The sequence below is a fragment of the Methanosarcina sp. MSH10X1 genome (assembly GCF_004099695.1).
Classification (GTDB): domain Archaea; phylum Halobacteriota; class Methanosarcinia; order Methanosarcinales; family Methanosarcinaceae; genus Methanosarcina.
Window position 1 is genome coordinate 232,504 of the sequence record NZ_SCHL01000004.1, and the last position, 20,279, is coordinate 252,782.

The following is a 20,279-nucleotide window of genomic DNA, read 5'->3' on the forward strand; positions in this document are numbered from 1 at the left end:
AATCTGACTTTACACCTGACACGAGAATAATATGAGAAGCGGTAGCAGAATTTCTGGTATTGATATTATTGGAAACGTGCCACGGAGGACACACTTTTGCCAGTTTTACCAGTCAAAAGAAGATTTAGTGGATATACTTATTCCCTACTTCAAGGTAGGATTGGAGAACAAAGAATTTTGCTTATGGGTCTTATCGGGTCAGTTAGATGAGAAAGGAGCAAAAGAAATCCTGGAAGCAGGCGTTCCCGATGTTAACGCTTATTTTGAGAGCGGGCAAATCGAAATCATTCCATATACGTGCTGGCATGTGGAAGAGGATGCTTTAGATTCATGGATTATATTAAACCACCTGATTGAAAAAACCAGCAAGGCTCTCGCTAGTGGATACAATGGTTTGAGGTATAGTGGAGACGATCTATCTTTTCACGAGAAAATACTCGATTCTGTTATTGACAAATGCCCGGTGACCGCTCTTTGCACTTATCCTATCGACAAGTGCACCGCAGTTGAGATTTTAGATATTGTTTCAAGTCATCAGCTTGCTTTGATGAAAAAAGAAAATACGTGGGAGATAATAGAGAGTTCCTGCCAGAAGAGTATTATGGAATGCAAACAGGCTGAGGTTGAGCTGAGCAGGAGTGAGGAGCGATTTCGCGCTCTAGTAACGGCTAGTTCGGAAGTTGTATATCGGGTGAGTCCGGATTGGAGCGAAATGCATTATCTCTATGGTCGAGGCTTTCTTGCAGATACTGAAAGCCCAAGCCATGCCTGGCTTCAGGAATATATTCCTCCGGAAGATCAATTGCATGTAATAGCTGTCATCAACGAAGCCATCCGGATGAAGAGTATTTACGAACTGGAACATAAGGTTCGACTGGCCGACGGCAGCTTGGGATGGGTTTTTTCACGGGCAGTTCCGATGCTGGATGCAAATGGCGAAATAATTGAGTGGTTTGGTACTGCCAGTGACATTACTGAGCGCAAAAAAGTTGAAGCTAAACTGAAAGACACACTCGATAATTTAGATAAACTGGTTAAGGAACGTACAGAAGAACTTCAAATGGCTTATGATTCATTGAAAAAGAATGAAAAAATTCTTGCTGAAGCTCAAGAAATAGCTCATCTTGGAAGCTGGGAACTGGACTTTGAGAGCAACGAATTTCGTTGGTCAAATGAACTTTATCGCATTTTTGGACTAAAGCCTCAAGAATCAAAAGTAAATTATGATACTTTTTTAAATTACATACATCCAGAGGATCGAAAACACATAGATAATGCCCTTAAAAGGGCATTAAAAGGAAAGCCCTCTGATATCAATTTCAGGATAACTCTAGCTAATGGAGAAGAGCGCATAGTCTACGCGAAATCTGAAGTTGTTTTCGATGAGAAAAATAATCCTGTTCGGGTTAGAGGAACAACTCAAGATATTACAGAGCACAGGAAAGCTGAAGAGAAACTTATAGAAAATGAAGAAAAGTACCGAAACATCGTAGAAACAGCAAACGAGCTTATACTCACAACTGACAACAAAGCCGTAATCACTTACGTTAACAAAAGAATGGTAGATATGCTCGGATACACTATAGAAGACTCTATAGGTAGACCAATATGGGACTTCATCAGTGAAGAATGCAAACCTGTTGTCAAAAAGAATCTTGAAAAGAGAAGACAGGGAATAAGTGAGAGCTATGAATTGAAATTAATACGTAAAGATGGCTCACCCCTCTGGGGTTTTCTGAACGTTAAACCTCTTTTTAATAAGGAAGGCAAATATACGGGTGCTATGAGCATGTTAACTGACATTACCAAGCGAAAAGAGGCTGAAGAAACTCTTACTAATACCGAAACTGCCCGTAAAAAGGAAATCCATCACAGAATAAAGAATAACCTTCAGGTAATTTCCTCCCTGCTCGACCTTCAGGCTGAACAGTTTAAAAACCGAGCAGATATCAGGGATTCGGAAGTCCTGGAAGCCTTTAGAGAAAGCCAGGACAGAGTTACATCTATGGCTTTGATACATGAGGAACTTTACAGGGGCGGCGGATTTGAAACACTAAACTTTTCTCCCTATATTCGGGAACTCGCTGATACTCTTTTCCGGACATACAGGCTTGGGAATACCGATATCAGTTTAAACATGGATATGGAGGAGAACCTTTTACTTGATATGGATACTGCTATTCCTCTGGGGATAATCATTAACGAACTTGTTTCCAATTCCCTTAAACATGCATTTCCTGACAGAAGGAAAGGAGAAATTCGAATCAGACTTCACAGGGAAGAATCCACAGAACCTGAAAGTGAAGATTCCGACAGTATTAGTAGCAATTTCATTTTTACCATTTCCGATAATGGCGTGGGCATTCCTGAAAACCTTGATGTTCAAGATCTTGATAGTCTTGGCATGCAGCTTGTAATATCCCTAGTGGATCAGTTAGATGGAGAGCTTGAACTGAGAAGGGATAACGGGACGGAATTCGCCATAAGGTTCAGAGTGACAGAAAAAAGTGAATAAATTGTTGCCTTTTCTAAATTTTCCCAGAAACCTGAGCCATTGTAAATAAACAGCATTTAGCTGCTTAATCTCTGTCAAATTAGACTTTGGATTGAGAACCGGTTTTACCTGATCTCCTCCGCCGCCTGCCTGGCACGCCCGAAAACTATCCCCAGCACTAGAAACAAAACAATAGAGACCCCGGCATAGCCCAGGATTCCAATATTCCGGAGGTTCATATTTGCCAGCGGCACCCCGATTAACCCTGCGAGGCTCAGTACACCGCTGAGAATCATGAGAATCCGAACAATTTTCTCCAGCCTGCCAATTTTGAATACCGGGGCGGCAAAGAGCATTGAGAGGGCAAAGAAAAAATCCCAGGCAAGTATGTCCAGAGTATATACTACGGACAGCCACCTGAAGGAAAAGAATAACGAACCCCAGGGGAATCCCGCAGCCTCGACCTGGCGGCTCACAGTAAGGATAACAAAGTGGACACTACAGGTAATACCTGCCATAATGGTCATAAATGCAAGCGAAGCCAGACTGTATATTTTGGTATCGGGAGAAGCATAAGCGTGGACTGCGACCATAACAATGACCATCAAGGGCGCTGTCACAATGATAAGCAACTCCAGTATGGAGAAGTAAGGATCACCGATCGGGTCCGAAGGCGATCTTAGCGAGAGAAATCCAAAAACCAGCGTAATCCCGTATGTTAACAGGAGGGAGGACGCAGCAAAAGATGCAATTCTTCCTATTGTTCGATGCTGTCCTGTGAAACCTTCGTGTAGCATGATCAACTCCTTCCATTACTGGTTACTCACCACGGTTTATCAACCGTGTAAGTTATCCCCTGAAGTTTACCGGTCCTAAAATACCATGTTAATAATGAGGTTGTCGATTTTTAATTCATGTATAGAGATAGAGATCAATTAAACCGCTAGCACACATACTCATATTTCACCACTATTATTATTTCAATCCCGAAATTCGGCAAAGCAGAGCCCGCACGTTGCATAATTCTTAAGTCCCTACTTCCTGTAATAAAAGGCAGGTTGCCACAGCTACACCTGAGTTTAACTTCGGCTCATCCTGAAACTCAAAATTTGTTTCTTGAACCTTACATCCCGCATAATCGAGTAAGTCCTGAGAATGAAACAATTACGGGAAGTTTATGAGCAAAAGTGGAATAGCTTTCAGGATAAGCTCATTTACTAAGAACAAACAAGATTAAAAAATTGTATACTTTTGAAGGGAAAAGTAAGATAAAGTTCTTCGTTCTATATCAACTATCGAACACCTTCTTTTCAGATCACGCTGTCTGGGTTTATTCATTGTACAGGAGGCCTTCATTACCGCTAAATTTTGGTGCACGTAAACTAGTTTCCGTTATCATCAACTTCACATCTTTAAACGTTTCAGAGTAATCCGGATTCACACCTTCGATAACGCTATCTCCACGGATTTTTGCAACTGTTTTTATTCCACAGTTAATACTATCTTTTAAAACATTGTGAGTATAGTAGACACATGTTTTTCGGGTGCCGCTGTCTATTTCTCTTGTTGGCTCGAATCCAAAATGTTCTCTAATAACATCATCGGTTACAGGATATTGTTTTCTGGATAAGCTCTCAAGCTCTACAATAAGCGTATGTAACATCTTGTCATCCGGGGTTTCTTCGATCTTTTCAACTACCATTTTTAATTTTGTCAAATTAGCTTTTTTCGTTTCTTCACTAGTTGGCATAGCAAATTATCTCCTGTAAAGATTTTCTAGCACAGTTATAGGAGCTCGACGTACATTGCTTTTTTAAAAGAAGATAATTCAGGACTTTTAAACGTAATCTTTTTCAGCATTAATAATATCTCTAATATCCATAATTAATTAAGCCACTAACAGGTATAAATAAATTAGTGCGTTAGGCACAGGAAGCATCATCAAGAGATCTATTTATTTCCTGAAAACCAATCTTTTTATAAAGATCTCTTCTGTCAATTCTCCAGATTAGCAGCTTCAGGATGTGAATTTTAATACGAATGGATTACCCGGCTATCTATTTGACAATTTAATTTTCAGTTTAGCATTTATTTCTCTGTCTTATAAGCGACTTCACCATCTACGAAAACTATTTGAGGTATTGAAAATGTGTCAAATGGATGCCCGTTCATAATAACGATATCAGCATCCTTCCCCTTTTCAATACTGCCAACCCTGTCATCTATGCCCAGTATTTTAGCGGGATTTATTGTTATTGCTTTGAGAGCTTCATACTCGTCCATTCCGTCTTTAACTGACAACGCCGCACACAGAACAAGATACTGAATTGGAATTACAGGGTGATCAGTCATAATTGCAACCATTATGCCATTCTTTGATAATAACCCCGGATTTTTAAAACTTAAGTTTTTAAGCTCTATCTTTGTCCTTCCAGCGAGATTGGGCCCAACTATGCATGGATATTTTTCTTTTTTAAGTTCATCAAGTATTAAGTATCCGTCAGTTACATGCTCCAGTGTAAGCTTCAGGTTGAACTCTCTGGCGATTCTAATTGCGGTATATATATCATCAGCCCGGTGTGCATGAGCTTTTAATGGAATCTCACCTTTCAGGACAGGAATAAGGCTTTCAAACTTTATGTTGTACTCGGGTCCGTCTTCATTCTTTGCAGCAGACTTCTCTTTTTTAGACAGGTATTCAGCGGTCTTAAAAAGGACCTCTCTTAACATAGCTGCTGTTGCTATCCGGGTTGCTGGAGTTTTATTTTTCTCTTTATAAACTCTTTTAGGGTTTTCCCCAAAAGCAACTTTCATTGCAACAGGTGCTTTGATTATCATATTGTCTATTCTTGTACCATAGGTTTTTATTGCAGCAAACTGTCCGCCAATAACATTAGCACTGCCAGGACCTGTTGCTGTTGCGGTAATCCCGGAACTTAAGGCTTCGGTGAAGCTAATATCACAGGGATTTATTCCATCTATTGCTCTGAGGTGTGGTGTAACAGGATCAGTATCTTCGTTAGCGTCTGCTCCTTCAAAGCCCATAGAATCCTCAAAAATTCCGATATGTGAGTGCGCATCTATAAAGCCAGGGAAAACAAGTTTGCCACTTGCATCGATTATATCGTCTGCTTCTGCATTTATTGTGCCTATTTCTATTATCTTATTATCCAGTATCAGTATGTCTGCATTTTCTAAAATTCCAGCCTCAGACATTGTATAGATTTTTGCATTTTTAATTATTCTTTTCATAAATATCCTCTTTCTGTAATTATATTATTTATACTGGCCTATATATAAGAGGCAATATAATTTTCTCGTAATATCAAAATAAAACTCTTTAAAAAAGGAGTTAGTAAGCCGTTTGAGAGAACCTTAGAAATTAGATAGTAGAAGTTTTGAATCTTTATCATACGAACTTGCTATAAGATAAACGTTCAATAGAGAACTCAAGAATTAATTTTATTTTTCTGAAAATTAGTTATACAAAAAATTCTAAAAAAGCAGCCTTATTTTTTAGATAATATCCGTGAACATCATTTTCTTCTTAACTTTTTCCTCGTCCCAATAGATTCCCGGCGACTTAATTGAGCAAATCTATAAATATTTTCTAGAGCTAAATTTAGTAAACTATTAAAAATATTATCTAATGATGGGTGCTCATAATGTAAGCAGAAAGTCAGATTAAAAATTGGTTCACGAATTTTTTACTTTTTTCCTTTAACCATTGCAGGTACCTGTGAACCTTGAGCAGGTTTATAAAAGCGATTATATTCTTGACCATGTTCCAAACAGGATATGGAACGTGTTTTAGCCTAAAGGAGCCAGAGAATGGATAAAAATAAAGAAACGAAGGCGATATCCCAATTTGCCGGGTTATTACTCTGTATATTATTAATTCAGAGTGCGGTTGCAGCAGAAAATCAAAACCAGTTCACTATGGTTTTCATCAATAATTCAACGTCTGAGAATGCAACAATTGGGAATTCGACTATGGAAAACGCATCAACTGAAAATCCAATATTTGAAAATTCAACTATTCCAAATTATATATATCCTTCTTACTATTACACAGGTTTAAATGCGGGAAGTAGCACCGCGTTCACTGTGAGTTTTAATAATAATGGTAATGAAAGTCTAGTTTTAACGCCAAGTGTCATAGCTACAAATGAGACTAACAGCCTGAATGAAAGCTGGATTATTATATCACCAGCAAATGCAACGGTAGCTCCGCATTCAGTACAATATTTTACAATTGAAGAAAATGTTCCCTGGGATGCAGCGGGCGGAGATTATACAAACAAAATAGCTTTCACCGATGATATTGAGCCTTATACAGAAGTGTACTACGATGATATCCAATATGTTAATCAAATGTACCTGCATACGTATGTCCATGCTCATCCAAGGATAGAGCTTCAGACAAGTTATATTTCGGACACTCTTGATGCAGGTACAGAAAATGAATACAGGATAAAAATAAAAAATGTAGCACCAAGAGATCTTACAATTAATCCAACACTGAGTACATCCTCTAATGAATATTATCCAGATTTCGAACAGGCATTTGATAACGATGCAATCGAAATCTCTGCACCTTCAACTATAAAGGCAGGCGAAATCGAGAATATGACCATACGGGTCAATGTACCTGAAAACGCAACAGGAACTTACAGAAGGTACATCTACATGAATGTTAGTGGGAAAGGTAATGATTCGTCCATCCCCCAATTGGACCTGAACTTCAGAATCTGGAAACCACCAGCTCCTTTCGTGAAAACTTTTTACACTTCTACCGATACTCCGATAACGATCGAAGTTTCGGGTAATATGTATAGCTCCGAGACAGGATACCGTGTTTCACAAAAAAAGGATAAAATGCCATTTGAACTGGGACTGACATGTAACTCTATCCCTGTTAACATGACTTTTGTGGAGTCTGTTGAGAGTGGCGGTGCCGATATTGAAGACTATTACTACTATTATTATTCAACTTGGGCAGATGAATATCAAAGAGATTATCGGAACATCAATGATCATTACGTAGCAACATACAAAGCACCCGGAGAAGTAGGGGAGTGGCAGCTTACAATTCTTCCGAAAGGTGTCAGGAACTTCCAATATTTGATAAAGATAAAAGAAAATAATCGAGAAGAAATATGGAATGTAACTGGCGAAAATATTGATTCTGGAGACTCATCTACAGGGAATGTAATCAATGAGAATGCCTCAACAATATCTACAGAAATGCCGGTTGCAGACTTCAACAGCAACGTTACTCATGGTTATTCTCCTCTTTCTGTGCAGTTTACAGATCTATCAGAAAATGCTACAGAATTCTGCTGGGATTTTGGAGACAATACATATTCGAGGGACAGGAACCCTGTACACATCTATAACGAAAAAGGGAAGTATCCCGTCAGCTTGACAGTAAAAAATGAAAAAGGAATAGATACAGAAGAAAAGAGCAAGTATATTTGGGTGTCAAGAAAATGAGTATTTAAGTAAAAGTAACAAAAAGGAGGCTAAGTTAGCTCCTTTTACTCTTTTTTTCCTGCTATTGGGCCTATCCCGAAATCAATATCGAAATTAAGAATTGATTTTATTATGTTTAATTGTAATATTTAAGGACAAAATAAGTGTTAGGAAAATAGGAAAAATCAATGCAAGTATCTAATACCTTTCACGCATTAATATATTTATGAAACCTTCACAGCTGACTGCCGCAATCTTCTGCCTTGCCCTGGCACTCTTTGCAGCTGGATGTACGGATCCAGAAGGAACTTCTATTGAAACAACTTCGGAACAAACGACCCCTATAACAACTACTCAAAATACCGTCACTGAATCAGGCCAGAGCCTTACCGTTCATTTTCTGGATATTGGTCAAGGGGACTCAATCCTCCTTGAAATTGATGGAAAAGCCATGTTAGTTGACTCAGGGGAGCGTGACCGGGGAAAGGTTGTCGCAGCTTACTTGCAGGACCGGGGAATTTCAACACTGGATTATGTAGTTGCAACCCATCCACATTCTGATCATATCGGCGGTATGAACGATATTCTTAACAACTTCCAGATAGAACATTTTGTTGACAGTGGATTTCCCCATACCTCCAAAACTTATGAGAATATGCTGACCACTATTGATACGAAGAATATTCCTTTTGAAGTAGTCCAGGCTGGTCATAAAATTGATTTTGACCCTGCTGTTGACATTGAAGTGCTGAATCCTGCAAGCACATACTCCGACGAACTGAATGAAAACTCCGTGGTTCTTAAAGTAACGTATGGCGAAACTTCCTTTTTGCTCATGGGAGATGCAGGTCTGGAATCAGAAGAAAGCATAATGAAAGCCGGATACGATGTGGATTCTGATATCCTTAAGGTCGGACATCATGCAAGCAGATCCGGCAGCGGAGGAGCCTTTATTTCAGCTGTAAGTCCTGAAGTAAGTGTTATCGAAGTTGGAGCAGGAAATGATTATGGGCATCCCCATACCGAAGTTCTTGAAAGATTACAGAAAGCTTCAACAGTATATAGAACGGATCTGGATGGCACAGTTACAGTTACAACAGACGGATCAACTTACAGTATAACGACTGAAAAAACCGGAACTATCTCCAGTGGAAATGGGGCTTACCCCTCTACGGATTCAACAACTGAAGAACAAGCCGAAGAATACGCAGATTCAAGCTCTACCGGATCAACCGTGTATGTGAGCGACCTGAATATTCAGGATGAATGGGTTCGGATATCAAACACAGGGTCTTCCCCGGTTTCCCTGAAAGGCTGGAAAATTGAAGACGAAGGCAGTAAACATACCTATACTTTTCAGCCCTACACCCTGAATTCAGGAACCACCGTAACTGTATATACCGGAAAGGGCACAAACTCAGCTAGTGAGCTTTACTGGCAATCAGACAACCCTGTATGGAACAACGATGGTGACACAGCATATCTCTACGATAATAGTGGAAAGCTGATCTCAGAACTGGAGAGCTGAAGATGGAGAAGTTAAGAGAGAGTATCAAAGTTACTCTTGACCGCATAGAAGAAGGCATTGCAGTGTTGCTTATACGGGATGACGAGTCAATAAAAATCAATATCCCTCTTTTTTTGTTGCCTGCTGAAAGTAAGGAAGGTGATATTCTGGATATTACCATAACCAGAAATGTGCAGGAAACTGAGGAAGCGAAGGAAAGAGTATCGAGCATTCTTGAGAAGCTTAAGAATAAGAATCAAGGAATGGAGTGAAGGCAGGAAAGATAAATAGTGCTTGCTCTTTTTTAGCGAACTTGTTAAAGAACCATTTGAGATGAATACTTTCACACAACTCGGATATGCCTTTTAAATATTGCATGAGTGATGATTTTTGAGGCTGGTTAAAATGGATACATCAGAAAAATGTATCAAAATGTGTGAATTGGCGAAGGAAATTCAAAGAAAATGGGTTTTCCGTCCAAGCGATTTTGTTTATGATCCTGCTTCTGAAGAAGTAGAGGTTTCACTTCATCCCGGAAATAATTTAATTAATTGTAACGGCAAACTCATTAATGTGTGGAAATCAAAGGAGTTTTAGAGTAAGAATGTTGAGATTAATAGATGAGTTTTATTGGTTATAATTTTTTTTGTTTTTAACATAAATTTACGTTGCTGTTATAATTAAGAGAATTTTACACTTTTTTTCCCCACATTTCCTCTTTTGCCTTCTGTACTCTCTCTTTTTTAACAATTTGTGTGCCACTTAAGTTATAGTTTTCCTCTAAAGAGTTATCTGCCACACTAATAATGGAGGAAAAGTCAGGTACCGTCTTATTATAAAATTTCTTGAGACTTTCAACCCACAGCTTACCCTTTTCTTTTATTTTATATGTAACTGGTTTTTTACCTAATTCTTTTTCTATTTCTATTAGCCCCATCATTTCAAATTTAATATTTGCTTTTGATAATCCATCCTCTCGTGGTCCAAATTTGTTCCGTTCAAAATCAAAGTTTTGCCCACATTTATAGCTGTTTTCAATAAGAGATTCTTTTAATTCATAGCATAATTTCTCGAATTTTAGATTTCCTTCAATACAGTCTGATTTATACAAACTGTACATATGTAGAAAATTTTTGTTTATCCTCTCTTCATTCATTGTACGTCAAACCCGAACAAATCTTTGTTAAATTTTACACTCACTGTTGGAAGTTCCAGAATATCATTATAGGACCTATCAGCCGTTAGAATCAGAAATTGAGTGTCATTGGTCTTACACTTTTCTTTTATTAAGTTCAGTAAATTGGTTTTATTATGAGCGTCTTTACGAAGGTTTAGGTCATCATACAATCCATCAGCAGGATCATCAAGAATAACGAAATCAATTAATGAAGAATTATATTCGTTATCGAGATCAATAAAAGTGAATAATAAAGAGGCATCTATACATTTTTTTTCTGACTCCCCAATTTCTTTGGAGGTAGAAATATCATCTATTTCTTCATAGTTTTTGAAAGAAGTTTTAAAGAATAATTTTCCGTTTTCCAAAACAATTGGCTGGCTTTTATAGCCCATGAGCCTACCATAATAAAGGTTTATCCTTTCCAAAAATGTTTTTATGCCTTTTTCTTCTAGCTCTTTCTCCAAAATGGATCTCTTTGACTCCAAAGATTTGATTTCTGTAGTAATTTTAGCAATCTCATCATCTTTATTTTTTATCTGGTTATTTGATTCTTTAATATCCATTTCAGTTTTATTGAACTCGTTCCGAAATTTCTTTAGTTGTAGTCTCTGTTCTTCAATAAAAGTCTTAAATTTCACGTCTTCAAATGACTTAAAACTTTCAATACTTCTAACAATTTCAGGATTTAAGATAAGAGCTAAATCGTTTAGTTTACTTTTTAAATTATGTAGAAGCTCATAATTTTTATTAAGCTCTCCCTCCATTTGCTGTATTCTTTCATTTAACTTAGGTAGCTCATCATTGGAATATTGTATTCTGTGAGAAATATTGTCATAAAGTTCCTTGTCATAACTTTCGTCCCCACAGTAAGGGCATCTTTTTTTATTATATTGAGATGCAACTTTCGAAAGGTTGGCTTTTTTACCACATACAGGACAAATTAAAACACTAATTATTTCTTTAATTAAATTAATTAGAGACGCTTCATGGAATTTTTCTAGTTCCAGTTTTGAAATATATGCCTTGTCTAACTCCTGTCGAAGAGAGATATTTTTTCTTTGCAAGTCATTTATTTCTTTCCATAGTCCTGCATCCACTTTTTTGACATCAAAAACTTGTTTTATACTTCCATCGTCATGAGAGGAAACTAATTGTTTAAGATGTTCAATATAATTTTTTGAGGAATATATTACATTTCTCTTCTCTTTTAAACTACTCTCTAAATCTTTCTTTTCAACAAAAAAATATTCTCTTTCCTCAGTTCTTTTTTTAATTGCGTTTTTTAACTTTTCTGTCTCTTCGTTTTTAGAATTTAAGCTTGTATAAAAACTGATCATCTTCAATAGCTTTCTACTATCGTATTTTTTCAACGATGATTCCTGGTCTTGATGCAATAACCTTGCTTTAAACTCTAAACAATCTTCAGAAGGATAATCGAAAATCTCTTTAAGTTTATTGTTTATTGACTCCATTTCAGTAATGGTTTCGATATTGCCATCTTTTAAATTTTTGATAGCCAGTTTGTGGTTATTGCCAGCTTTTCTGTCTAAAGTTAGTTCTAATTCATCATTAGATAACTTTACATAAGTATCTGCCAAATTATTGATCGGTCTAGAAGAACCTTTTATTCCAAATATAGCATAAGAAAGGGCATCAAGTGTAGTAGATTTTCCGCTTTTGTGTTCTCCATAAATTAAAATGTGATCCTCTAATTTTGTAAGATTCACCCCTAAATATCTTCGAGAATTGAATTTAGTTATTTTGAATTCTTTAATTCGAAATTTGGTCATATATTATTCCTCAAACAAGCTTTTGTAGTCAAAAATAATAGTATTTTTCAAGTCTAAAAAAGAAGATCCAAAAAAATATCCAAAATATAAGGATGCCAAACCCCCTGAAATTAAAAAAATTCTATTTTGAAAAATAAGACCATAGGATAATAGAAGAAAAGAGTTAAAGGAAGCAATAAATAAGTCTAAGAACTTTGGAATCTTTTCGGTACGTAACCCAGTGTCTAACTTATCTATTTCAATTTTGATTTCTTGTGGTAGTATGTCATGATTCTTCCTAGGATCTCTATAAATGTCATAGAGTCCGTCTTTGAACTTCTTCTTTGCTAAGGTATATTCTAACATAGGTCTTTTAAAAAAAACTCTTAAAATTGAATCATATTTTTCTAGCAATGCCGAATAAACCATTACGTAGACAACTAATAACAGGCCACTAAAAATAAAAAACTTCCAATCATTCTCAAAAGATTCTAATACGACTCCACTATCTAAATATGATGGAAGCTTGTCTATTACATAAATTAGAAGTGCCAGTGACATAGAAAGAGTCGTGTATTTACCTAAAAAGGCAATCAGCGTATCTTTCATAGGTACATCCAGAATATAAATATTTTTATTTATTTGTGTTACTTCAATGAAGATGAAAGACTATGCAAAGCATACAAAATCTCATAGGCCATATCTGGATTTACAAACCAGATAACTATAAAAACAATTACTGCAATCAAAAGGTAAGTCCCAAAGCCAGTGTGAACTACTCTACCCATTAAATCAACACCAGGTAGTAAGAACGCAAACCTTCATATATAGATTTTTCGTTTGTTAGATAGTTTTTATCTATTTTAGGATTTGTGATAACTTCTATTAATTTACAATTTTTCCTCATATTTAATAATAAGCATTCATTTTTATTTATTTCAAGTGTTTTATTATACTCATTTTATTAATCTCTATATGCTTAAGGATTTAGTAATTTGTCATTTGAGTAGATACCTTAGTTTGGTCTTTTTAGAAAAATTCTCTATATTAAACTCCGTTTGAGAAAATAAATTTCAATTGGTCTGCTGAAGTGTAATCCCTTCGGCCAATTTATTCCCGTGAAAACAGTATGTATTTAAGAAATCAATACTTATTCTAAATTGCTGCATTGGTTCACTATAATGTTAAAGTCGCTTCCATTTAGACATTTTAACTTACAGAAATGCATGGTCTACATAGAATAGGTTTTTTAAAATCAGTTTTCTTATCTCTTTTATCTACATCCAGCTCTTTTTAAAATTTGCTCCTTAAAGGAAAAGATCTGTACAAGTATGATGACTTCTACTAATACAAAAACCAATAATATTTAAAAGAATTTAACAGAATCAAATTTTCTTGGCAGCTTACCGAAAGTTCTGTAAAATATGAACTCGAAGAAAGAATTGAAGCATTAGAAAAAGAAGTCTATAAATCCACTAAATCAGAAAATAAGGATAATAAAAACAGTGGGCCCGCTGAGATTCGAACTCAGAACTTCCGCAGTTTGAAGTTGTTTAGAAGCAGAAAGGAAAATATTCTCTGTCATTACCATTGTCAAAATACAAAAAGGATTGAAACACACAAAAAAAGCTTAAAACTTCTTATCTTCATCGGTAATCTTACGAATAACTCTGCAGGGATTCCCAACGGCAACAACGCCAGGCGGAACATCTTTTGTCACAACACTTCCAGCGCCGATAACAGCATTATCTCCGATAGTTATTCCGGGCAGTACAACAACATTACCGCCTATCCACACATTGTTGCCGACTTTAATCGGATAAGCATATTCCAGTCCTGCATTACGGCGTTCTGCATCAAGCGGATGTTCAGCTGTATAGAAGCCACAGTTTGGAGCGACCATTACATTATCACCAAAAGTTACCTTTGCTGTGTCAAGGACGATACAGTTGTGATTCGCATAGAAATTGCTGCCTATTTCGATGTTGTAACCGTAGTCGCATATAAATGGCGGCTCGATAAGAAAAGAATCTCCGGTTTTGCCAAAAAGTTTCTGAATTAAAGCTATTCTTTCCTCGATTTTCGCCGGATGAAGCTGATTATATTCGTAGCAGATTGCTTTACAATAAGCTCGTTCCTCGATCAGCTCTTTATCATACATTGCATTATATAATAATCCCTGAGCTGCTTTTTCTTTTTCAGTCATTTCAGCCATTGTTGTTTTCCTCCCTAGTAAAATGGTAATTCTGTTTATTTAATTGCCCTTGATCAAGAACTTAACTGTGAACTTAAAGTTACACAATTTAAAGAAAAATCTGATCTTGAATCAAGAATTGAAGCATTAGAAAAGAAGATGTCTAAAGCCTCTAAATCCGGAAAAAAAGTTGAAAAAGAAAAGTGGGCCCGCTGAGATTCGAACTCAGGACCTCCGCCGTGTGAAGGCGACGTCATAACCGTCTAGACCACGAGCCCATAGATTGAAATTGAAAAATAAAAGGGTTAAGCAACCATAAAATAGAACTTCTTATGTATAAGCTTATCGCTTGTTAACGATGTTCGGGGCTGCCCCGATGCGTTATGGAATCGTTTTTATATTTACTCTGTCCGGGTTCCGACTTTTTCACATTTCTTGAATTCTGCCCAGCCCATTCTCACGCTGGCGGAATTCTAATTCACATCGAGTATTCTGTCTGGTTTGCCGGAAATTTTATTTACACAATCAATAAAGTAAATAAGTGATAGATGTGAATAACTATAAAACTAATTTCAGTACAGGGTAGAAATGATAGAAATCCTCAAAATTCTCTTCAGCATGCCTTTTTTGCTGTATTCGTGTTATTCCGACCTCGAATCCCGCAGGGTCTCAAATAAGGTATGGAAATCCATGCTTGCGGCTGGCTCCGTGTTTGTACTCTACGAGCTTTTTACCGGAGGGATTTCGCATCTCATGCCTCTTGTCTTGTCGGGAGTGCTTGTCTTTACGGTCGTATACATCCTTTTCCAGCTCGGGGCTTTCGGGGGCGGGGATGCCAAGGGGCTGATAGTGCTTTCTATTCTTTTTCCGACCTACCCGGTTTTTAAGATTTCAGGAGAAATATATCCCCTGCTCGGGCTTCCGCCTGTGGGGCTTTTTACTTTCACGGTGCTCGGAAATGCTCTCCTGCTGACAACGCTTGTCCCGCTCGGAATGTTCTGCTACAATCTCTTGCATTTCTCTCCTGAAATGGTCAGAAAACCGCTTTACATGTTTATAGGCTACAGGACTGAGATTTCGTCCCTGAAACATAAGAAGCATCTGGGCCTGCTTGAAAAATTCGAGCTTGACGAAACCGGAACCCTTAAAAGAGGGCTTGCCCGCGCAGGACTTAACTTCGATGCCGACCAGAAACCTGAACTTGAAGAGTACCTGAAAAAAGGGTTGATCGGAAAAGACATCTGGGTAACTCCAGGCCTCCCGTTCATGCTTTCGCTTACAGCAGGCTTTATTACCGCAGTCATATTGGGGGATTTGATCTTTTATACCGTCATGCGCTTTATAACAGGTTAAAACAGATTAAAGAGGGTTAATCAGGAACTGGATAAAACTATTCTACTTTGCCAGCCGAAATCCAGTTTGTTTTTAGACAATTACCTCTTCTGTACAACAAGCAGCCCGTAGAGAATCGTTTCCGGAACAGGAGGATTCTCAGGTGTACCTTTTGCGATCCTCTCTTCAGGATAGCCCAGGTTTTCGCAGGTATAGAGCTCGGCTTCCATACCCAGTTTCTTCAGGACTTCTGCAACCTCAAGCGAGCCAAAGGTTTCTTCCGGCAGCAGGAAAATATTTCTCCCATTCTTTAATTCCCGGATCAGTTCGGCTTTTGCAGGCTCGGAATCCCTGCCATGAGCTGTGATTGCACAGAGATTGGTCAGGTTCACCCTTGTACGCGCACAGGCTACCTGCATCGAAGAAATTCCCGGAATTACCGTATCCTTTTCCCCTGCGAATTTTCCGAGTCCTGAAAACATGGGGTCGCCTGTGGATAATACGACTGCATCGGCTGGCAGGAGATGAAGCGATTTATAATCCTTAATCGGTTTTGCTTCACAGGCAATATACTCCTGCGCAATCTCAAGGGCTCTTTTTGCGCCATAAACCACAGAGGCTCTTTTTATAGCTTTTATTCCTTCTTCTGTGAGCATTCCGGGCCCGACTCCGACTCCTACCACGATCATTATTTTCTTCTCCTCTGCCTGTATAAGTTTTAATTTTTCAGTTAGTTTCTCAAACTTCCGGTTCACTATCGCTTTTGCTGTCCATCAGGACCGAGCCATCCCTGTCAATTACCACGATCCTTGCACCTTTTCCTTTCTCGATCGCCATCTCGAAGGCTTCTTTAAGGCGTGCGTGTTGAGGTGCTTTCTCAAGCATTTCGACAACGGTTGCGTATCCGCTGCCTTCAAGCATCTCAGTGTTTCCCCATTTGAGGACAAGTCCGGGAAGCCCGCAGATAATCACATCGCCTGAGGCATAATCAAGCCCTTCCGAGATCCTGCTTCCGACCATGACAACTGTATAATCAGGAAAAAGCATGTGAGAGTAACGCATTCCTATCCTGCCTGTGGTCAGCACAACTCTGTCCGTGCAGCGGATAAGGTCTCCTTTCATCTCTCCCAGGTGGTCGTTCCAGGGCTCAACAAAACCCGTGCTCCCGAGTACGGAGATCCCGCCTTCCACCCCGATCCTGCTGTTGAGGGTTTCTTTTCCTATTCTTTCTCCGTCCGGAATTGAAATTGTAACCTCAACGCCCTTGAGTCCCAGTTCTTCTACAGCTTCCTGCACTGCAGCCTTTATCTGTTCCATTGGCATGGGGTTAATAGCAGGCTGGCCTCTCGGAACCTGAAGCCCGTCCCTTCTAACAATTCCTATGCCTTTTCCTCCGAGAATTCGGATTCCTTCGGCTTCCCTGGCTTCGCCCACAAATTCAAGCCCCCGGGTAATATCGGATTCATGGTCGTTCCGGATCTTCTTTACAACTGCCCGTCCCTGTGAGATCTCGCTGACCTCAAGTTGAGCTCTCAGTCCCACTGGGGTCGGAACAGAGACGCTGCCAATTTTATTCTTGAGAGAAAGGACAGCAGCTTTTGCAGCAGCACTTGCTGTGGTTCCTGTAGTATACCCTCGTTTGAGAACAGACCCGTCACTTAGAACCACAACCATTCCGGATGCTACTTTTGTCTCAAGTTCTTCCCTGGGCAGCCCGGTGCGGGCAATCCATTCTTCAGGGATCTTGAAATTGTTAACAGGATCTATCATGGAAGAATACTCGGAGGTTTTTTATTATAAATGTATTGACGTGAAAATAGGAAACGGCCCAATTGACTTCAGGGAGAGACTTGCCAGACTTCCCGCGAGAATAAGTGATTTCAATAGAGACATGACCGATTTAAAACTACAGAACTATAGAAAAAAAGTATAGAAAAGAGGTGGCATCATTCCAGGATTGGGGATTTGTTTTTCGGAAATGGGGTTTTGTCCTGGATTCTGGAACGATTGGGGAACGTTCCTTTTGGGGGGTTGGTGTGTGAAAAATAGCCTTGTGGAATGATGCCTATTCAGATGCCAGTACTCGCCTGACACCCAGTACTACATCTTGGTTATATTATATAAATATATAGGAAACTCAGGACAATTTTCAAGATCGGAGTATGTCGGACGATAATGTAAATAAGAAAATTAAACCCTTTTCGGCTTTCCTCTGGCTCTCTTCACTGAACCCTTGCAAACATTCGGTCAAGTTCTCCTTTCGTAAATGTGATCACAGTGGGCCTGCCGTGAGGACAGGAGTAGGGATTTTCAGCCTTTTTAAGCTGCTCTATGAGCTCCTCCATCTGTCTTGGACTGCAGGCTGCTCCTCCTTTGATTGCAGCCCTGCATGCAAGAGTTTTGCATATCCTTTCCGAGATTCCTGTATCCTTTTTAACTTTCCCTGAAGCCAGAAGGTCAGAAACTACATCATGAATAATATCCGGATCTTCAAGCCGTCCGAAAACCTCAGGCACAAAGGTGACCACATATGTATTATCGCCGAACTCAGAGATCCCGAAGCCGAAATTTTCCAGGTATGGAACATATTCTTCCATAAGCACTTTCTCTTTAGGCGTAAGGTCTATGGTTACAGGTGTGATCAGCTCCTGCACCCTTGTCTTTCTCATTCTGAGGACCTGCTCGTAAAGAATTCGTTCGTGAGCAGCATGCTGGTCAATAAGTACGAGATCTTCACCCTTTTCGGCAATGATATATAGCCTGGAGACCTGCCCAATAACCCGCAGGTCTTCAAGAGAGTCCGTATTCGGTTTTTGTTTCAGCTTCTGGCGCTCCTCGACACTCATTCTTTCTTTTACTCTTTCTTCTGAAACGGCTTTTGCAGCTTCGTTTTCTTGAGCTCCGGATTCTACCTTTTCACTCTCTTTTTTTACCTTTATTTCCTGTTCGTTACTACTACCCGGCTTTTTATCGCCCGAAATTTCCTGCGTTCCTTCCCCTTTGGTAAAGTCCATAAGCCGTTCGGATTTTTTTAGCTTCCTCTCTGTATCTTTTACGGGATAGGTGTAGGTCTCAGCCTTTTCTCGCTGGATCCTGTCATTCTCAGGAAAGCCGATTTTCTCAGGTGTTCCTGTTGCTTTTCCGACCGTACTCTCTCCAAAAGTTTCTGCGGCTTCCGAGACCTGCAATCTGCCTGAAGAAGCTGAAACTTCGAAAGTTTTTTGTATTCTGTTCCTTTTTTCCCGGATTTCAGGAGCGAGAGTATTTTCAGAGAGTACCTTCTCGATCGCAAGTATGACTGCGTCCCCAAGCTCTTTTTCCCGGCTGAAGCGTACCTCGGCTTTACGGGGATGCACATTCACGTCTACTTCCCCGGAATCAACGAAAAGAAAAAGCACTGCCACAGGATAGCGCTCTTTTGGAATTCTGGTGTAATATCCCTCACGGATAGCTTTATTGATACCTCTTGAAACTACCGGACGGGTGTTTACGAAGAGGAAAAGCTGGTCACTTTCTCTTCGAGTGGTTTCGGGCTTTGAGATGTATCCCCGGATCTCAAAGTCTTCTGTCCCGTATTCCAGAGGAAGCATGGAACGAGCCGTGTCCGGACCAAGAAGATTTACAATACTTTTGAAAGGGTCCTTTGAGCCCGCATTTCTCAGGATTGGCTTTCCCTCATTCAGCAGGGTAAAAGAAATTTCCGGGTTTGCCAGGGCAAGCTGCATTACCGAATCGGTAATATGTGCAAGCTCAGTACGGTCGCTTTTAAGATACTTCTGTCTTGCAGGGGTATTGTAAAACAGGTCTTTTACAAGTACGGACGTACCCGGTGCCGTACCTGCATCCGAAGTTTCCAGTATCTTCCCGCCATGGATAATTATTCTGGTACCAGTAAGTTCGTCCTGGGGACGGGTAAGAATTTCCACCTTTGCAACGGCTGTAATAGACGAAAGAGCTTCTCCCCTGAAACCCATCGTAGAAATAGTATCGAGATCTTCAATCCGGGTGAGCTTGCTCGTTGCATGCTTTTTATATGCAAGCAGAGCATCCTCCCGGCTCATCCCGCAGCCATTATCCCGGACAAGGATTGAGCGTTTTCCGCCTTTTTCGATTTCGATGCGGATATCCGTAGCTCCCGCATCGATTGAATTGTCCATTAACTCCTTTACCACGGATGCGGGACGCTCAATTACCTCTCCTGCTGCGATTTTGTTTATCGTATCCTTATCAAGGATTCGGATTTTATTTCCCTGAGCTTTTTCCTTCCCTTCAATATGTTCTTTTATCATTTCTTTACTCCGTCCAGACCGGAAATTATTTCATCGGAC

The 20,279-nt window shown here is 39.2% G+C and carries 17 protein-coding genes and 1 tRNA gene; 7 read left to right on the forward strand and 11 right to left on the reverse strand.

Features of this window, described 5'->3' with window-relative positions; genetic code table 11:
• The first annotated feature begins 31 nt into the window (after positions 1 to 31).
• Positions 32 to 2,515: a PAS domain S-box protein gene (locus EQO05_RS05520; protein WP_128504517.1), complete on the forward strand. Its 2,484-nt coding sequence runs from the start codon at positions 32 to 34 to the stop codon at positions 2,513 to 2,515.
• Between the two features lie 104 nt (positions 2,516 to 2,619).
• On the opposite strand, the gene EQO05_RS05525 is transcribed toward EQO05_RS05520, so the two are convergent.
• From EQO05_RS05525 to EQO05_RS05535, 3 genes are all read right to left on the reverse strand, one after another.
• Positions 2,620 to 3,291 (reverse strand): hypothetical protein, encoded by a 672-nt coding sequence (locus EQO05_RS05525; protein WP_128504519.1) that lies wholly within the window; start codon positions 3,289 to 3,291, stop codon positions 2,620 to 2,622.
• A 533-nt stretch (positions 3,292 to 3,824) separates the two neighbouring features.
• Positions 3,825 to 4,244: a hypothetical protein gene (locus EQO05_RS05530; protein ID WP_128504521.1), complete on the reverse strand. Its 420-nt coding sequence runs from the start codon at positions 4,242 to 4,244 to the stop codon at positions 3,825 to 3,827.
• A gap of 338 nt (positions 4,245 to 4,582) precedes the next feature.
• Positions 4,583 to 5,746, reverse strand: coding sequence for an amidohydrolase (locus tag EQO05_RS05535; protein ID WP_128504523.1), 1,164 nt, complete (start codon positions 5,744 to 5,746; stop codon positions 4,583 to 4,585).
• Between the two features lie 579 nt (positions 5,747 to 6,325).
• Here EQO05_RS05535 and EQO05_RS05540 point away from each other — a divergent pair.
• The 4 genes from EQO05_RS05540 (at position 6,326) to EQO05_RS05555 (ending at position 10,073) form a co-directional block, all read left to right on the forward strand.
• Complete coding sequence (locus tag EQO05_RS05540; protein ID WP_240664352.1) at positions 6,326 to 7,990, forward strand: PKD domain-containing protein; 1,665 nt, start codon at positions 6,326 to 6,328, stop codon at positions 7,988 to 7,990.
• 205 nt (positions 7,991 to 8,195) lie between these two features.
• Positions 8,196 to 9,497 (forward strand): lamin tail domain-containing protein, encoded by a 1,302-nt coding sequence (locus tag EQO05_RS05545; protein ID WP_128504525.1) that lies wholly within the window; start codon positions 8,196 to 8,198, stop codon positions 9,495 to 9,497.
• A 2-nt stretch (positions 9,498 to 9,499) separates the two neighbouring features.
• Positions 9,500 to 9,748, forward strand: coding sequence for a DUF3006 domain-containing protein (locus EQO05_RS05550; RefSeq protein WP_128504527.1), 249 nt, complete (start codon positions 9,500 to 9,502; stop codon positions 9,746 to 9,748).
• 133 nt (positions 9,749 to 9,881) lie between these two features.
• Positions 9,882 to 10,073: a hypothetical protein gene (locus EQO05_RS05555; protein ID WP_128504529.1), complete on the forward strand. Its 192-nt coding sequence runs from the start codon at positions 9,882 to 9,884 to the stop codon at positions 10,071 to 10,073.
• A 94-nt stretch (positions 10,074 to 10,167) separates the two neighbouring features.
• On the opposite strand, the gene EQO05_RS05560 is transcribed toward EQO05_RS05555, so the two are convergent.
• The 5 genes from EQO05_RS05560 to EQO05_RS05580 all read right to left on the reverse strand — a co-directional run bounded on the left by EQO05_RS05560 (position 10,168) and on the right by EQO05_RS05580 (position 14,897).
• The gene (locus EQO05_RS05560; RefSeq protein ID WP_128504531.1) at positions 10,168 to 10,632 is read right to left on the reverse strand and encodes a hypothetical protein; all 465 of its coding nucleotides are present in this window, start codon (positions 10,630 to 10,632) and stop codon (positions 10,168 to 10,170) included.
• A complete protein-coding gene (locus EQO05_RS05565; protein WP_164888472.1) occupies positions 10,629 to 12,446 on the reverse strand; it encodes a hypothetical protein in 1,818 nt (605 codons plus the stop codon). Before EQO05_RS05565 ends, EQO05_RS05560 begins: the two co-directional genes overlap by 4 nt.
• Positions 12,447 to 12,449: 3 nt before the next feature.
• A complete protein-coding gene (locus EQO05_RS05570) occupies positions 12,450 to 13,034 on the reverse strand; it encodes a hypothetical protein (RefSeq protein ID WP_128504534.1) in 585 nt (194 codons plus the stop codon).
• Between the two features lie 1,021 nt (positions 13,035 to 14,055).
• Positions 14,056 to 14,640 carry a sugar O-acetyltransferase gene (locus EQO05_RS05575; RefSeq protein ID WP_205793704.1) on the reverse strand — a complete coding sequence of 195 codons (585 nt, stop codon included), beginning with the start codon at positions 14,638 to 14,640 and terminating at the stop codon, positions 14,056 to 14,058.
• 183 nt (positions 14,641 to 14,823) lie between these two features.
• Positions 14,824 to 14,897, reverse strand: a tRNA-Val gene (locus EQO05_RS05580).
• A 310-nt stretch (positions 14,898 to 15,207) separates the two neighbouring features.
• Here EQO05_RS05580 and EQO05_RS05585 point away from each other — a divergent pair.
• The gene (locus EQO05_RS05585; protein ID WP_128504536.1) at positions 15,208 to 15,972 is read left to right on the forward strand and encodes an A24 family peptidase C-terminal domain-containing protein; all 765 of its coding nucleotides are present in this window, start codon (positions 15,208 to 15,210) and stop codon (positions 15,970 to 15,972) included.
• An 80-nt stretch (positions 15,973 to 16,052) separates the two neighbouring features.
• On the opposite strand, the gene EQO05_RS05590 is transcribed toward EQO05_RS05585, so the two are convergent.
• Positions 16,053 to 16,640 (reverse strand): cobalt-precorrin-7 (C(5))-methyltransferase, encoded by a 588-nt coding sequence (locus EQO05_RS05590; RefSeq protein ID WP_128504538.1) that lies wholly within the window; start codon positions 16,638 to 16,640, stop codon positions 16,053 to 16,055.
• A 49-nt stretch (positions 16,641 to 16,689) separates the two neighbouring features.
• Positions 16,690 to 17,721 carry a cobalt-precorrin-5B (C(1))-methyltransferase gene (locus EQO05_RS05595; protein ID WP_128504540.1) on the reverse strand — a complete coding sequence of 344 codons (1,032 nt, stop codon included), beginning with the start codon at positions 17,719 to 17,721 and terminating at the stop codon, positions 16,690 to 16,692.
• Between EQO05_RS05595 and EQO05_RS15455 the strand changes: the two genes are divergently transcribed.
• The gene (locus EQO05_RS15455; RefSeq protein ID WP_164888473.1) at positions 17,720 to 17,884 is read left to right on the forward strand and encodes a hypothetical protein; all 165 of its coding nucleotides are present in this window, start codon (positions 17,720 to 17,722) and stop codon (positions 17,882 to 17,884) included. The genes EQO05_RS05595 and EQO05_RS15455 overlap by 2 nt on opposite strands.
• Before the next feature lie 289 nt (positions 17,885 to 18,173).
• Here EQO05_RS15455 and mutL read toward each other — a convergent pair whose 3' ends face one another.
• A complete protein-coding gene (mutL, locus tag EQO05_RS05600; RefSeq protein ID WP_128504542.1) occupies positions 18,174 to 20,240 on the reverse strand; it encodes a DNA mismatch repair endonuclease MutL in 2,067 nt (688 codons plus the stop codon).
• Positions 20,241 to 20,279: the final 39 nt, after the last annotated feature.